The following is a 14,684-nucleotide window of genomic DNA, read 5'->3' on the forward strand; positions in this document are numbered from 1 at the left end:
CCGGCAGGGCCCACTCCCCTTGCCGCTCCCCCGTGGCTGTGGCACACAAACCTTTCCCCTGAGGGGCACCGCCAAGGAAGGACCCGACCCATGGACGCCAGACAGATCAATGACGAGCTGACCGTCAGCCCGCAAATCAGCGTGAATGATGTCGCCCGGATTGCCGCGCTCGGCTACAAGTCGCTCATCTGCAACCGGCCGGACCACGAGGACCCGGGTCAGCCGAGCTTTGACGAGATTGCCGCCGCCGCAGAGGCCGCCGGTCTCGAGGTGCGGTTCCAGCCGGTCGTTTCCGGCATGGTGCTGAACGAGGATGCGGAAACCTTCGGCCAATCCCTGGCGGATCTGCCCAAGCCGGTCTTCGCCTATTGCCGCTCCGGCACGCGCTGCGCCATGCTCTGGTCGCTCAGCAAGGTCGGCAACCTGCCGGCGGACGAGATCCTGGAAGCCGCCGGCCGCGCCGGTTACAATCTGGCGGGCATGGCCCACCGGCTGGAAGGCTGATCGGACCCCATCTTGCTCGACCAGCGCTGGCATCCCGGCGACAGCGGCATTCTCGTCGTGGTGTTTTCCCAGGTCCGCATTCCGGCGGGAAAGTTCGGGCTTGAGCGCCTGTTCCAGCGCACCCGCCACAGCTGCCTGTTCCTGAACGATCTTTCGGGCGGATGGTACCGCGGCCTCGACGAGACAATCGACGCCGCGGTGTCGAACGCCCTTGCCCGGCCGGGCTCTCGGCCGGGAACGGCACCGACACGGATCATCTATTATGGCTCGTCGATGGGCGGCTATGGCGCCCTTCGCACCGCCCTGCGCCGGGGCGACGGAGACCTCCATGCCTTCGGCACCGAACTGTGCCTCGGGCGGCCGGGATCCCGCAGCCTGGCGGCCGGGGTCACGGCCAGCGGTCTTGCCCATGATCTGCCGGAGGCCCATCCGGATACGGCGCGCCGCACCTTGCGGCTCTATTTCGGCTGTTTCGACGGCACCGATGCGCTCAATGCCGCACGCGCAGCAGATCTCCTGCCGCAGGCGCTGCTGCATTGCCTTGCCTCCACCCATGGCAGCCACGACCATCTCTACACGCTCAACCTGATCCGCAGGATCACCGGAACCTTCCAGCGCGATCCCGAGACGGAGCTGGCGTCGAAGGGTCTGATCCTGCATCCCTCCCTTGCCGCGCTGACGGACTTCGGCCAGCTTTTCGAGCGCTTTGCCACTGGCGAATGCCCCGCGCCCGAGACGCTGAGCGCGCTGCCGGAGTTCGACAGGAACCCGGGAATGCGGGCGCTTGCGGCCGAATTCGAGGCCCGCGCCGGGCAGACCGAGGCGGCCCTGTGCCGGCTGGAGTTGCTGGAGCGGGAGATCGATGCCGATCCGGTCTGGCAGGGCCTGCCGAAACGCTGGCGCAAGAAGCTGCCGCTTCGCCGGGTGGAGATCCTGCGCGACAGCGGCGATCCGGTTCGGGCGCGCGCCGCCCTTCAGGCCGCCTGCACGACCTTTCCGGTCGACGACCAGATGGTGGCCCTTGGTGCAACGCTCGGTCTCGCCCTGCACGTAAAGAGTTCCTGAATTTCACTTCCGAGAGCCGGAATTGCTTGCCATAAGCACTTACCGAATTCCCTCGTTTTTACGCGACCTTGTTAAAACATTTGGCGATGGCCCTTGCAAAAAACGAACATATAAGGAACAAATAGGGAATGAACTCCGAGGCGTTCCCCCCGTCCAACCGGCTGGTCCTGGACGATCCCTTAACGGACGGACGGCAGTCCGAAATGGCCCTGAGGATCTGGCGCGGCACGGGCAGGTTGCTGCGCAGCCTGAACTATGCCTGCCTTGCCGAGCTCAGCCTCGCCTCCGGCCGGCGGGCGGACCTGATCGCCCTTGGCCCCAAGGGGGAAGTGATCATCGTGGAGGTGAAGTCCTCGGTTGCCGACTTCCGCGCGGACAGCAAGTGGCCGGACTACCGCCAGCATTGCGACCGGCTCTATTTCGCCACCCATCCGGACATGCCGCTGGAGATCTTCCCTCAAGACGCCGGGCTGATCGTCGCCGACGGGTTCGGCGCGGAGATCCTGCGCGAGGCCCCCGAGCACAAGCTTGCCGCCGCCACCCGCAAGGCCGTGAGCCTGCGCTTTGCCCGGATCGCCGCCGGACGGCTTCAGGATCTGGGCGATCCGGACGGCCGCAGCTTCTTTCACGGTCTCTGACATCCGCCAGACCCGCGCCTGCGTAAGGACTTTCAGGATCCCTCGTCCGCCCGGCCATGCCGGCGGTCCGCGTCCCGGAAGCCCATGCAAGCAGAGCCTCTTCAGATCGTCTGGTTCAAGCGTGACCTGCGCGTTGCCGATCACGCGCCGCTGACCCTTGCCACCCGCACGGGACCGGTGCTGCCACTCTACGTGATCGAGCCGGACCTCTGGCGTCAGAGCGATGCCTCAGGCCGGCAGCTTGCCTTTCTGCTGGAAAGCCTCGCCGAGCTGGACCGGGAGCTGTGCCGCCTCGGCCAGCCGCTTTGCCTGCGCTTCGGCGCCATGCCCGAGGTGCTGGCCGAGCTCCACGCCACCCACCGGATCGGCGGCCTGTGGGCCCATGAGGAGACCGGCAACGGCTGGACCTTTGCCCGCGACATTGCTGTGCGCGGCTGGTGCCGGGAAACCGGCATTCCCTTCACCGAATTGCGCCAGACCGGGGTGCATCGGGCGCTTCGATCCCGCGACGGCTGGGCCGCCCGGTGGGAACAGGAGATGCGCGGCGCCCTGCTGCCGCCTCCCGCTTTGCCACCTCTGCCCGCGCCCGTGAGGCAAGAGGCCCTGCCCGGCCTGCGGGATCTCGAGACCCGGCTGGGGCTGGCGACCGATCCTTGCGAGGGGCGGCAGCCCGGTGGACGGCGTGCCGGTCTTGTCTGTCTCGACAGCTTCCTGACCCGGCGTGGACGGACCTATCGCCGCGCCATGTCGACACCGCTCGAAGCCTTTGACGCCTGCTCGCGGATCTCGCCCCATCTTGCCTTCGGCACCCTGTCCCTGCGGGAAGTGACCCAGGCCACCCGCACCCGCGAGGCCGCAGCCCGGGCCGCCGGAGACCGGGACTGGGGCGAGGCCATGACGTCCTTCTCCGGCCGTCTGCACTGGCATTGCCATTTCATCCAGAAGCTGGAGGACCAGCCGGACCTCGAAACGCGCTGCCTGCACCCGGCGCTTGAGGGCCTGCGGCCGCGTGAACCCGATGCCCAGCGGCTGGCCGCTTGGTGCAACGGGGAGACCGGGCTGCCCTTCGTGGATGCCTGCATGCGCGCCCTTCGGGCGACCGGCTGGATGAACTTCCGCATGCGGGCCATGCTGATGGCGGTGGCCAGCTATCACCTGTGGCTGGACTGGCGGTCGACCGGCGCCCATCTGGCGCGGATGTTCACCGATTACGAACCGGGTATCCACTGGCCTCAGGTGCAGATGCAGTCCGGCACGACAGGCATCAACACCATCCGCATCTACAACCCGGTGAAACAGGGACTGGACCAGGACCCGCAAGGGCTTTTCATCCGCCGCTTTGTGCCCGAGCTGGCGGCGATCCCCACACCGTTCCTGCATGAACCCTGGCGGGCACCCAATGCCGCGCAGGTGCTGGACCGGGTCTATCCGGCGCCCATCGTCGATCATCTGGCGGCCGCACGGGAGGCGCGACAGACGCTCTGGGCCCTTAGAGGCGCCCGTGGGTTCCACGCCACCGCCGACCGGATCCAGGCGCGGCACGGGTCGCGGCGCGCCGGTCTTCCGATGACCGGCCAGGGCAAGCGCGGAGAGAGCACGAGGGGAAAAGGCCGCGCGGCGTCGCCCCCGGACCAGCTCGATCTCTTCGGGACCGGCGAGACGCCGCGCCAATCAGAGAGGGCGGGGTCATGAGCGGGCATCGCAAACCCCATCTGCCGCAGAAGACCTGCCGCACCTGCGGCCGGCCCTTTGCCTGGCGCAAGAAATGGGCCCGGGTGTGGGATGAGGTTCTCTATTGCTCAGACAGGTGCCGGCGCGGCCGCAAGCGGTCAGGACAGGACCCGCAAGCTCAGGATCAGCGCTTCACCTGACGCAGGTCGGCCATGATCGCGTCGGACCAGGCGACCGCATCCTCCTTGCACAGGCGATCAAACAGGATCTGCCAGCGGTCGCGGCGTTCTTCCAGAGGCATGGTGATGGCGGTCTGAAGGCCCAGGGCCACGTCCTCGGCCGAGTGGGGATTGACCACGATGGCTTCCTTCATGCCCTCAGCCGCCCCCGCAAAGCGGGACAGCACGAGCACGCCGGGATCCTCGGCCCGCTGGGCAGCGATGTATTCCTTTGCGACAAGGTTCATGCCGTCTCGCAAGGGGGTGACGAGACAGACGCGGCTGGCCCGGTAGATGCCGGCAAGGGCCCGGCGCGGGAAGGAGCGGGTGAGGAAGCGGATCGGCGTCCAGTCCAGATCGGCAAAGCGCCCGTTCACATGGCCGGTCAGCTCGTCCAGCTCGCGGCGGATCTCGATATAGGCGTCCAGCTCCGCCCGGGAAGGCGGGGCGATCTGCATCAGCGACACCTGACCGCGGTTTTCCGGATAGTCCTCCAGCAGCCGTTCGAAGGCTCTGAAGCGTTCGGGCAGTCCCTTGGAATAGTCGATCCGGTCAACGCCGATGATCTGCTGGCGCCCGCCCAGAAGCTTTTCGAGCCGCGCCATGTTGCGCCGGGCGTCTGGAGTCATGGCGAATTTGGAGAAGGCTTCCGCATCGATGCCGATGGGATAGCAGCGGGCAACCGTCTCGCGGCCGGCCATCCGCAACCTCCCCTCGCCCAGCTCGTCTGCCCCCAGCTCCTCGACGGCAAAGCGCCGGAAATTGTCCGCGTCGCGGGCCGTCTGGAAGCCGAGCAGGTCATAGGCCATCATGGACCGGACGATCGATCCGGCATTGGGCAGGGCGGCCAAGATCTCCGGCGCCGGGAAGGGAATGTGAAGGAAGAAGGCGAGCGGGTTGTTCACCTCCATGGCGCGCATCTGGGAGGCGAAGGTCAGGAAGTGATAGTCATGCACCCAGACCATGTCGTCGGCCTCGAGCAGGGGCCGCAGCCGGGTGGCAAAGCGCTCGTTGACATGGCGATAGCCCTGCTCGAACCGCCGGTCGAACACGGCGAGATCGAGCCGGTAGTGCAGGACCGGCCAGAGGGTTCGATTTGCATAGCCGGCGTAGAAAAGGTCGTAGTCGGCCTGGGTCATGTCGAGCTGGACCATCTGGACCTTGCGGGTCTTCGTGGTCTTGAAGGCGCCGAAGGTTCCCTCTTCCGAGATCTCTCCGGACCATCCGTACCAGACACCACCGCTCTTGGTGAGGGCATCCACGAGGGCCACCGCCAGTCCTCCGGCGCGCCCCGTGTCCTTCAGGGGTCCCACGCGGTTTGACACGACGACAAGGCGGCCCATGAATTTCCCTCCAGTCCAGGTTTGTGATCTCTCGCCCCCGTGCGACGCACCGGGAGGTGAGCCGGCGGCATATGCCTGCCGCCGCCGGTCTCAGATGACGCTTTCCCAGCCCTTGCTGAGGCGCACGGCGCCGTTGATGATACCGACCATCGAATAGGTCTGGGGGAAGTTGCCCCAGAGCTCGCCGGTGGCGGGCGTGGTGTCTTCGGACAGCAGGCCAACGTGGTTGCGGCAGGCCAGCATGGTCTCGTAGATCTCGCGGGCCTCTTCCTTCCGGCCAATGCGCGCCAGCGCGTCGATGTACCAGAAGGTGCAGATGTTGAAGGCGTTTTCAGGGGCACCAAAGTCATCCGCCGCATGGTAGCGGAAGAGATGATTGCCGCGGCGCAGGGTCTCGCCGATGCGGTCGACCGTGGCGATGAAGCGGGGATCGTTGGGCGGCAGGAAGCCGACCTCCGCCATCAGCAGCAGGCTGGCATCCAGGTCGTTGCCCTCGAAGCTCTCCACGAAGGCGTTCTTGCCCGGATTCCAGCTGCGCTGGCAGATGGTCGAATGCACCCTGGCGGCCCGTTCCGCCCAGAACCGGGACCGATCGGTCAGGCCGAACTGGTTGGCGATCTTGGCCAGCCGGTCGCAGGCCGCCCAGCACATGAGCGAGGACGACGTGTGGACGCGCGCCCGGGTGCGCAACTCCCAGATGCCCGCATCCGGCTGGTCATGCATGGCAAAGGCGCGCTCGCCGACCATCTCCAGCCGGCGGAAATCGTCGAGGCCCGGCTGATGCAGCAGGCGCTTGTCGAAGAAGGCCTGGGAAGCGGCAAGGACGATCTGGCCATAGACGTCATGCTGGAAATGCTCGTAGGCCTGATTGCCGACGCGCACCGGGCCATTGCCGCGATAGCCAGGCAGGTCGACGAAGCCTTCGACCAGCTTTTCCTCCAGACCGATTCCGAAGAGCGGCTGGACGTGGCCCCCGCCGGTGACCGCCACCACATTGTTCAGGTAGCGCAGGTAGTTCTCCATCGTCTCCATTTCGGAGAGGGAGTTGAGCGCCCGCACCACGAAGAAGGCGTCGCGGATCCAGCAGTAGCGGTAGTCCCAGTTGCGCTGGGTGCCGTGGGCTTCCGGGATCGAGGTGGTGGCGGCGGCGATGATCGCGCCGGTTTCCTCGTAGGTGCAGAGCTTGAGGGTGATCGCGGCGCGGATCACCGCTTCCTGATATTCCAGCGGAAGCCCAAGCCGGCGCGTCCAGTGGCGCCAGTGCAGCTCGGTGTTCTCCTCGAAGTCGCGGCAGAGCGTTTCCGGATGGTCCGTCAGGCTCTCGTCGGGGCCGAGATAGAAGGAGAGCGGACCGTCGAGCAGGAACGGCGTTTCCTCGCGCACATAGGTGATGGAGGCATTGGTCGTCAGGCGCAGGATCGTGCCGTTGCCGACCCAGCGAATGTGGTTGGACCCGAAGGTGACATCCGGCACCCGCTGGCCCCAGGCAAAGCGCGGGCGGCAGCGGACCCGGATGCGCGGATGACCGGAGAGGGTCCGCACCCGCCGCACCAGGGCATTGGGGCGGAACATGCGCCCCTTGGTGGTGAAGCGGGGGGCGAAGTCGGTCAGCTCGATGGCATTGCCGGACCGGTCATAGATGCGGGTCTTCACGATGGCCGTGTTGGGCACGTATTCCTGTTCGGACCGCACCGCGCCATCGAGCTCGATGGCAAAGCGGCCATCGCCCTCGTCGCCTCGGGTGCCCAGCAGGGAATGGAAGACCGGATCGCCATCGAAGCGCGGCAGGCAGCACCAGACCAGGCCGCCCATCCGGTCGATCAGCCCCGCATAGGAGCAGTTGCCGATCATGGCGAGATCGAGCGAGGGCTCAAGCTTTACAGGCGGCGTCCAACCCATGTTCCAGTCTCCGAAAAATCAAACCACCTTGAGAGAAGCGCGATCCAGCCAGGCGTGAACGGCCGCCACCCCGGACAGGCGATAGCGGGCGCAGCTGTCGCCCTCGCCCACCTTGATGCCGAAGCCCCCGAGGGCCTGGGCGGCGGCAATTCCGTCCTCGTCGGTCACGTCGTCACCGATGAAGACGGGCGTGCGCCCGGCAAAGGGCATCTGCCCCATGAAGTGCCGCAGGGCGACACCCTTGTCGGAGGCATCGGGCTTCGCCTCGATCACCATCTTGCCGTTGACCCGGTGCAGGCCGGGCAGATCCTGCAGGGCCTCTTCGACGAAGGCCGCCAGCTCCTGTTCCAGATCCGGATGGGAGCGATAGTGCAGCGCCAGCGTCGGGCCCTTGTCCTCGAAGTAGATGCCGCGTTCCAGCAAGCCGCTGTCCCGGGTGCGCTGCTTGAGCAGGCGGATCTCCGCCCCCTCTTCGGCCCTGTGGACGCGGGCGCCCAGGGTCTCCCGATGCTCCAGCCCGTGAAGGCCGGCAGCGGGCAGATGCAGCGGCGCCAGGAACCCGTCGATCTCGGCGACCGGCCGGCCAGAGACCACCGCGAGCGCCCCGTCCAGATCGGTCTGGATGCGGCGCAGGGTGGCGATCAGCGCGGAGGGAACGGCCACGTCCTCCGGCCGGGCGGCAAGCTCGGCCAGGGTGCCATCGAAATCGAGGAAGAGAGCCATGCCCGGCTCAAGGTGCGGCGCGTCATTCATGGCACCAACCTAGGAAGAACAACCGGAAAAGAAAAGACTTGCGAGAAATTTAGCCGCGCGGCAGCGCAAAATCGGAGGCCCGCGGACGCGCAGCCGGGGCGCAGGCGGACCTGCCGCGCGCCACAAGGGGCGACGCGCGACAGGCCGGGATCCGGAACTTGCGGATCAGACGTAGCGGTTGACCACGTTTTCCAGGAATTCCTGACGGCCGGAGACCGGCTGCGGGGTCAGGTTCTCGGCCAGAACGCGGGCCTCGATCTCTTCCAGGGTGGTTTCGCCCTTCAGCATCTTCTGGGCTTCCGGTGCGTTCCAGCCGGCATAGCGATCCTCGACGAAGGAGGTGATCACGCCGTCTTCCAGCATGCGGGCCGCAGCCTTCAGGCCGCGAGCGCAGCAGTCCATGCCGCCGATGTGGGCGATCAGCAGGTCCTGCGGGTCGAGGGACTGACGACGCAGCTTTGCATCGAAGTTGGTGCCGCCGGTGGTGAAGCCGCCGCCCTTCAGGATCTCGTAATAGGCCAGCGCCATTTCCGGAACGTTGTTCGGGAACTGGTCGGTGTCCCAGCCGGACTGGTAGTCGTTGCGGTTCATGTCGATGGACCCGAAGATGCCGAGAGCATTGGCGGTCGCCAGCTCGTGCTCGAAGGAGTGACCGGCCAGGATCGCGTGCCCCTGCTCGATGTTCACCTTCACTTCGTTTTCCAGGCCGTGACGCTTCAGGAAGCCATAGACCGTCGCGACGTCATAGTCGTACTGGTGCTTGGTCGGCTCCTGCGGCTTCGGCTCGATCAGGATCGTGCCGTTGAAACCGATCTTGTGCTTGTACTCGACGACCATGTTGAGGAAGCGGCCCAGCTGGGCGTCTTCGCGCTTCATGTCGGTGTTAAGCAGGGTTTCATAGCCCTCACGGCCGCCCCACAGAACGTAGTTCTCGCCGCCCAGCTTGTGGGTCGCGTCCATGCAGGTCTTCACGGTCGCGGCGCCGAAGGCGAAGATGTCCGGGTTCGGGTTGGTGGCCGCGCCCGCCATGTAGCGGCGGTGCGAGAAGAGGTTCGCCGTGCCCCAGAGCAGCTTGACGCCGGTGGCGGCCTGCTTCTCGGCGAAGTAATCGACGATCTCGTTCAGGTTCCTGGTGTTTTCCGCGAGGGTCTCTCCTTCCGGACGCACGTCGGCGTCATGGAAGCAGTAGTAGGGTACGCCGAGGGTGGTGAACATCTCGAAGGCCACGTCGGCCTTGAGCTTGGACAGCTCCATGCTGTCGGCCGGGAACCAGCGACGCTCGAAGGTCTGGCCGCCGAACGGGTCGCCGCCCGGCCAGGCGAAGTTGTGCCAGTAGGCCACGGCGAAGCGCATGTGATCTTCCATGCGCTTGCCCATGACGATCTCGTCCGGGTTGTAGAAACGGAAGGCCAGCGGGTTGGTGCTGTCGGCGCCTTCATAGGCGATCTTGGCGATATCGCCGAAGAATCCGGTGCTCATTTGGGTGGTGCTCCTTAGAAGCCGGCCTGTTTCAGGGCCGGGTAGAGGGTTTTCCAGCGGGCATAGGCGCTGGCATAGGTGTCCTTGAGGTCCGCGCGCGGAGCAATGGAATGCCGGATGGGCGGCGCGGTGAAGATGCCGTCGGTGGTGCCGAGCGCGGCGGCCTGGCCGAGACGGGCGGCTCCGAGAGAGGCGCCGAAGTCGCCGTCGGCCGGAACGTCGATGGTCACGTCCAGCAGGCTGGCGATGATCTCCAGCCAGACCTGCGACCGGGAGCCGCCGCCCACGGCGGTCAGGCGCGTTGCGCGGGTGCCTGCGGCCTCCAGGGCGGCCATGCAATCCTTCAGGGCGAAGGCAACGCCGTCGAGCACCGCATGGGTCAGCTGCTTGCGCTCGGTCGCGTGGCCGATGCCGAAGAAGCCGGCACGAATGTCCACGTCATTGTGCGGGGTGCGTTCGCCGCCGAGATAGGGCAGGAACAGCACGTCCGACGGACCGTCGACCGGGCCCAGTTCCGCCGTCAGCTCGGCCGGGGTGACGTTGAGGGTCCGGGCCAGCCAGTTGAGGCTGTCGGTGGCCGACAGTATCACGCCCATCTGGTGCCAGGTGCCGGGCACCGCATGGCAGAAGGCATGGACCGCACTCTCCACATTGGGAGAGAACTTGTCGTTGGTGACGAAGACCACGCCCGAGGTGCCGAGAGAGACGAAGCCGGTGCCCGGCTCGACCGCGCCCACGCCGCAGGCCGAAGCGGCGTTGTCGCCGCCGCCACCGGCCACAACCGGCGCACGCTCCATGCCCCAGCGAATGCAGAGTTCCGGCAGCAGGGTGCCGGAAACCTCGGAGCCTTCCACGAGGCGCGGCATGTGATCGCGGGTGAGGCCGGTTGCGGCCAGAAGGTCGTCCGACCAGTCGCGCCTGGCCACATCCAGCCACAGGGTGCCGGCGCTGTCGGACATGTCGCCGACGTGTTCACCGGTCAGGCACAGGCGGACGTAGTCCTTCGGCAGAAGAACCTTGGCGACCCTTGCGAAGATCTCCGGCTCGTTCTCGCGCACCCACTGCAGCTTCGGCGCGGTGAAGCCGGGCATGACCCGGTTGCCGCCCAGGGTCAGGAAGCGCGGTTCACGCTCTTCCAGCTCGGCGCACTGGCGGGCGGAGCGGCCGTCGTTCCACAGGATGCAGGGGCGCAGCGGTTCGTTGGCCGCATCCAGCAGGGTTGCCCCGTGCATGTGGCCGGACAGGCCGATGCCCTTGACGGCGGCCATTTCCGCCGGGGCCTTGCGGGCGATGTCGTCCATGGTCTGCAGGCAGGCAACCCACCAGCTTTTCGGGTCCTGTTCGGACCACAGCGGATGGGGCCGCTCCACCGTCAGGTCGGCGGTGGCCTGAGCCACGAGAGACTGGTCCTCGGACAGCAGGATCGCCTTGACCGAGCTGGTGCCGATATCGAGACCGATATACATGAGGTGCGTTCCTCAAAAATGATCTGAAAAAGGGCCGGATCAGATCCGGCTCCAGAAATTCCGTGCGACGTGCCCTAGCGCAGAACGGGGGGACCGGTCAACCGGCCCCCCGCTGTCTGCGGCGAACTGCCCTCAGGCAGCTGCCTCATCGTCAGAGATGGCACCCGGTCCCGGGGTCACGCCCGGAGGACACTTGCCAAGGATGATCATGCCGAGAAGATCGTCGGCAGAGACCTTGTTCACGTCGGCGATGCCAACGACCTTGCCGTTCTTCATCACGGCTGCGCGGTCGCACAGGGCCTTCACCTGGTGGACGTCGTGGTCGATCAGGAAGATGCCGAGGCCCTGGGCCTTCAGCTCCTTGATCAGCTCGGCGACCATCTGGGTCTCGTGCGGGCCGAGAGCCGCGGTCGGCTCATCCATGATCAGGATGCGGGCGTTGAAGTAGACCGCGCGCGCAATGGCGACCGACTGGCGCTGACCGCCGGAGAGTGCCTTCACGGGAGCGTGGAACTTCTTGAAGTTCGGATTGAGCTTGCCCATGATCTTGCGGGTTTCCGCTTCCATGGCGTGCTCATCGACGAAGCCGAGCTTCGTGGTCAGCTCACGGCCGAGGAAGAGGTTCGAAGCCGCATCCAGGTTGTCGGCGAGAGCCAGCGTCTGGTAGATCGTCTCGATGTTGTGCGCGCGGGCATCCCGCGGGCTCTCGATCTTGACCTTCTTGCCATCCACCAGGATGTCGCCGCTGTCGGCCTGATACGCGCCGGAGAGCATCTTGATCAGGGTCGACTTGCCAGCGCCGTTGTGGCCCAGCAGACCCACGACTTCACCCGGATAGAGATCGACGGACACGTGGTCGACGGCGTGCACGCCCCCGAAGGAGATGCACATGTCCTTCATTTCGACGAGAGGAGTAGCCATCGGATCAGTCTCCCGTGCGCTTGCGATAGAGGATGTCGACGAAGACCGCGAAGACGAGGACGATGCCGACGACAATGTTCTGGAGCGGGGCATCCACGCCCACCATGGCCATGCCCGACTGCAGGGACTGCATGATCAGCGCGCCGAGGATGGCGCCATAGATCGTGCCCACGCCGCCGGCCAGGGCGGTGCCGCCGATGACGGCCGCGGCAATCACGCGCAGTTCGTCGAGGGTGCCGATGTCGTTGGTGGAGAAGCCGAGACGGGCAGACGCCACGGCGCCGGCCAGAGCACACAGGCCGCCCATGATCGCGAAGATCTTCACGGTCAGGAAGCGGGTGTTGATGCCGGACAGTTCGGCTGCATCCGGGTTGCCGCCGGTGGCGAAGATGTAGCGGCCGAGACGGGTGCGCTGCGCGACCACGGTCATGGCGACCGCAACGGCGATCAGCAGGAGCACGGAATAGGGAATGCCGTAGCCCATGGTCAGGCCTTCCGGCAGGGTCTCGCCGGCATCCGCGAACATGCGCTTCAGGCGCGGCAGCGGAATTTCATAGGCATTGAGCGTGGCGACGAAGCCGAGGATGGCGGCAACGGTGACGACGGCAATGACGCCTTCCGCCCACAGCGGCTTCACGGGGAAGTCGTGGGACTGGGCGCGCTTGCGGTTGTTGAACTGCAGCAGCACGGCAACCAGAACGGCGAGAACGCCGAGAACCCAGGACCAGGTCTCGCCGAGCGTGCCGTCGATGCCGCCAAGCATCTTGAAGGTCTCGTCGAGCGGGCCGATCGTCTGGCCGTCGGTGATGAACCAGGCGACGTTGCGCCACACCAGAAGACCGCCGAGGGTCACGATGAAGGCGGGGATGCCGAGGTAGCCGACCATCCAGCCCTGGAAGGCGCCGATGATCACGCCGGCGATGACGCCCGCGACGATGGCCAGGACCCAGATCAGCGGATGACCGAGCTCAAGGCCCACCACCTGCGGCAGGAACTGGGTCTGGGTGACCGCCATGATGGCGGACACGGTGGCCAGCAGCGCCCCGACCGACAGATCAATGTGACGGGTCACGATGATGAACACCATGCCGGTTGCCATGATCGCGACGGACACCGTCTGGATCGTCAGGTTGAAGATGTTGCGGGGCGTGAGGAAGTTGCCGCCGGTCACGAAATTGAAGGCGAGGCACAGCACCACAAAGGCGCCGATCATGCCGAGCAGACGAGTGTCGAGCTGCAGCGCGGCGAAAAGATTGCGGGCTGTCGGGGCTTTCGGCCCGGACAGGGTGTCATCAGACATCGGGAAACTCCTGTTTGGAGACCAGTCACACGTTTCTTATTTTTATGATCCGGACTTTTCGTATGCCGATGGCCATTGCCACGGGGCCAGTACGAACTGCCCCGGCCCTCATGTGGCCGGGGCAGAGATCTTACGTGTGCTTCAGATTAGTTGCACGGTGCCGGGCCGTTGGACACGCCCTGGCACAGGGCTTCCTTGGTGATCCAGCCAGCATCGACCACGACGGACAGGTTGTCCTTGGTGACCGGAACCGGCTCGAGGAAGCGAGCGGTCAGCTCGGTGCCGGACGGAGAGGTCCAGGCGTTGGAACCGTCGACGGCGGTCATTTCGGCGCCACCGGCCAGGGTCACTGCGATTTCGGCAGCGGCCTTGCCCAGCTCACGAGCGTCCTTCCAGACGGAAACGGTCTGGGTGCCCTTGGCGATGCGGTTCAGAGCAGCGTGATCGCCGTCCTGACCGGACACCGGAATGCCGTCCATGCCCTGGGCTGCGAGAGCTGCGACAGCGCCGCCGGCGGTGCCGTCGTTGGAAGCCACAACCGCGTCAACCTTGTTGTTGTTGGCGGTCAGGATCTGTTCCATGTTGCGCTGAGCGTTGGCCGGGAGCCAGCCGTCGGTGTAGGCTTCGGCGACGATCTTCACCTTGCCGGCATCGATGGCTTCCTGCAGGACTTCCTGCTGACCGCCACGCAGGAAGTCTGCGTTCGGGTCGGTCGGGGAGCCCTTGATCATGACGTAGTTGCCTTCCGGCGCCTGCTTCAGGACTTCGCGAGCCTGCATGCGGCCGACTTCGACGTTGTCGAAGGTCAGGTAGAAGGCGCGGGCGTCTTCGATCAGGCGGTCGTAACCCACGACCGGAATGCCTTCATCGGCAGCGGCCTGAACAGCCGGGCCAATGGCCTGGGCGTCCTGGGCGAGGATGATCAGCGCATTCGCACCCTGGGCAATCAGGGCTTCCACGTCGGAAATCTGCTTGGCAGAAGAGCTCTGCGCGTCAGCAGAGATGTACTTCGCGCCCATCTCTTCCAGCTTGGCCTTGATGGCAGCTTCGTCGGTCTTCCAGCGTTCTTCCTGGAAGTTGGACCAGCTCACGCCAACGGTGATGTCGGCAGCGACGGCGGCATTGATTGCAGTGGCGGAGAGCAGGGCGCCCGCCAGAATGGTTGCGATCTTGCGCATAATGTTTCCTCCAGACGGTACCGCCTTTTCGTTACGGCACCTGATCTCGTTTTTGGTCGAGGCTCCTCTCAGAGCCCCACATGACCACCTATATCATTATTTTTTTTGTGGCCCGAAAAAAAGTTGCTCAAAACGGGGCGGCCTGTCAACATAGTTTTACAAAACATGCATCGGCGCACCGAACGACGCCATCGGACCATCAGGATCCGGGTGCAACAATATTGGAGGAAACACCTTGAGGACGCACGG

The 14,684-nt window shown here is 65.7% G+C and carries 14 protein-coding genes; 6 read left to right on the forward strand and 8 right to left on the reverse strand.

Features of this window, described 5'->3' with window-relative positions; all coding sequences use genetic code 11:
* The first annotated feature begins 90 nt into the window (after positions 1–90).
* From FR728_RS17065 to FR728_RS17085, 5 genes are all read left to right on the forward strand, one after another.
* On the forward strand, positions 91–504 hold the full coding sequence (locus FR728_RS17065) for a protein tyrosine phosphatase family protein (protein WP_149893952.1): 414 nt from the start codon (positions 91–93) through the stop codon (positions 502–504).
* Between the two features lie 12 nt (positions 505–516).
* Positions 517–1,569, forward strand: coding sequence for an alpha/beta hydrolase (locus tag FR728_RS17070; RefSeq protein WP_149893953.1), 1,053 nt, complete (start codon positions 517–519; stop codon positions 1,567–1,569).
* Positions 1,570–1,697: 128 nt separating this feature from the next.
* Positions 1,698–2,207, forward strand: coding sequence for an MmcB family DNA repair protein (locus FR728_RS17075; protein WP_149893954.1), 510 nt, complete (start codon positions 1,698–1,700; stop codon positions 2,205–2,207).
* An 84-nt stretch (positions 2,208–2,291) separates the two neighbouring features.
* The gene (locus FR728_RS17080) at positions 2,292–3,899 is read left to right on the forward strand and encodes an FAD-binding domain-containing protein (RefSeq protein WP_149893955.1); all 1,608 of its coding nucleotides are present in this window, start codon (positions 2,292–2,294) and stop codon (positions 3,897–3,899) included.
* Complete coding sequence (locus FR728_RS17085; protein WP_149893956.1) at positions 3,896–4,078, forward strand: DUF2256 domain-containing protein; 183 nt, start codon at positions 3,896–3,898, stop codon at positions 4,076–4,078. The genes FR728_RS17080 and FR728_RS17085 overlap by 4 nt, the downstream gene beginning before the upstream one ends.
* On the opposite strand, the gene FR728_RS17090 is transcribed toward FR728_RS17085, so the two are convergent.
* The 8 genes from FR728_RS17090 to xylF form a co-directional block, all read right to left on the reverse strand.
* Positions 4,063–5,439 carry an alpha,alpha-trehalose-phosphate synthase (UDP-forming) gene (locus tag FR728_RS17090; protein WP_149893957.1) on the reverse strand — a complete coding sequence of 459 codons (1,377 nt, stop codon included), beginning with the start codon at positions 5,437–5,439 and terminating at the stop codon, positions 4,063–4,065. The genes FR728_RS17085 and FR728_RS17090 overlap by 16 nt on opposite strands.
* A gap of 90 nt (positions 5,440–5,529) precedes the next feature.
* Complete coding sequence (locus FR728_RS17095) at positions 5,530–7,338, reverse strand: glycoside hydrolase family 15 protein (RefSeq protein WP_149893958.1); 1,809 nt, start codon at positions 7,336–7,338, stop codon at positions 5,530–5,532.
* A gap of 18 nt (positions 7,339–7,356) precedes the next feature.
* Positions 7,357–8,091 (reverse strand): trehalose-phosphatase, encoded by a 735-nt coding sequence (gene otsB, locus FR728_RS17100; RefSeq protein ID WP_208998889.1) that lies wholly within the window; start codon positions 8,089–8,091, stop codon positions 7,357–7,359.
* A 165-nt stretch (positions 8,092–8,256) separates the two neighbouring features.
* Positions 8,257–9,570, reverse strand: coding sequence for a xylose isomerase (gene xylA / locus FR728_RS17105; RefSeq protein ID WP_149893959.1), 1,314 nt, complete (start codon positions 9,568–9,570; stop codon positions 8,257–8,259).
* A gap of 14 nt (positions 9,571–9,584) precedes the next feature.
* The gene (gene xylB, locus FR728_RS17110) at positions 9,585–11,036 is read right to left on the reverse strand and encodes a xylulokinase (RefSeq protein WP_149893960.1); all 1,452 of its coding nucleotides are present in this window, start codon (positions 11,034–11,036) and stop codon (positions 9,585–9,587) included.
* Positions 11,037–11,168: 132 nt separating this feature from the next.
* The gene (locus tag FR728_RS17115; RefSeq protein ID WP_149894012.1) at positions 11,169–11,936 is read right to left on the reverse strand and encodes an ATP-binding cassette domain-containing protein; all 768 of its coding nucleotides are present in this window, start codon (positions 11,934–11,936) and stop codon (positions 11,169–11,171) included.
* A gap of 25 nt (positions 11,937–11,961) precedes the next feature.
* Positions 11,962–13,257: a sugar ABC transporter permease gene (locus FR728_RS17120; protein WP_149893961.1), complete on the reverse strand. Its 1,296-nt coding sequence runs from the start codon at positions 13,255–13,257 to the stop codon at positions 11,962–11,964.
* Between the two features lie 146 nt (positions 13,258–13,403).
* Positions 13,404–14,435: a D-xylose ABC transporter substrate-binding protein gene (xylF, locus tag FR728_RS17125; protein ID WP_149893962.1), complete on the reverse strand. Its 1,032-nt coding sequence runs from the start codon at positions 14,433–14,435 to the stop codon at positions 13,404–13,406.
* 80 nt (positions 14,436–14,515) lie between these two features.
* Between xylF and FR728_RS19370 the strand changes: the two genes are divergently transcribed.
* On the forward strand, positions 14,516–14,674 hold the full coding sequence (locus FR728_RS19370; protein ID WP_188318941.1) for a hypothetical protein: 159 nt from the start codon (positions 14,516–14,518) through the stop codon (positions 14,672–14,674).
* The last annotated feature ends 10 nt before the right edge of the window (positions 14,675–14,684 follow it).

The organism is Roseibium aestuarii, assembly GCF_008477545.1.
GTDB lineage: Bacteria > Pseudomonadota > Alphaproteobacteria > Rhizobiales > Stappiaceae > Roseibium > Roseibium aestuarii.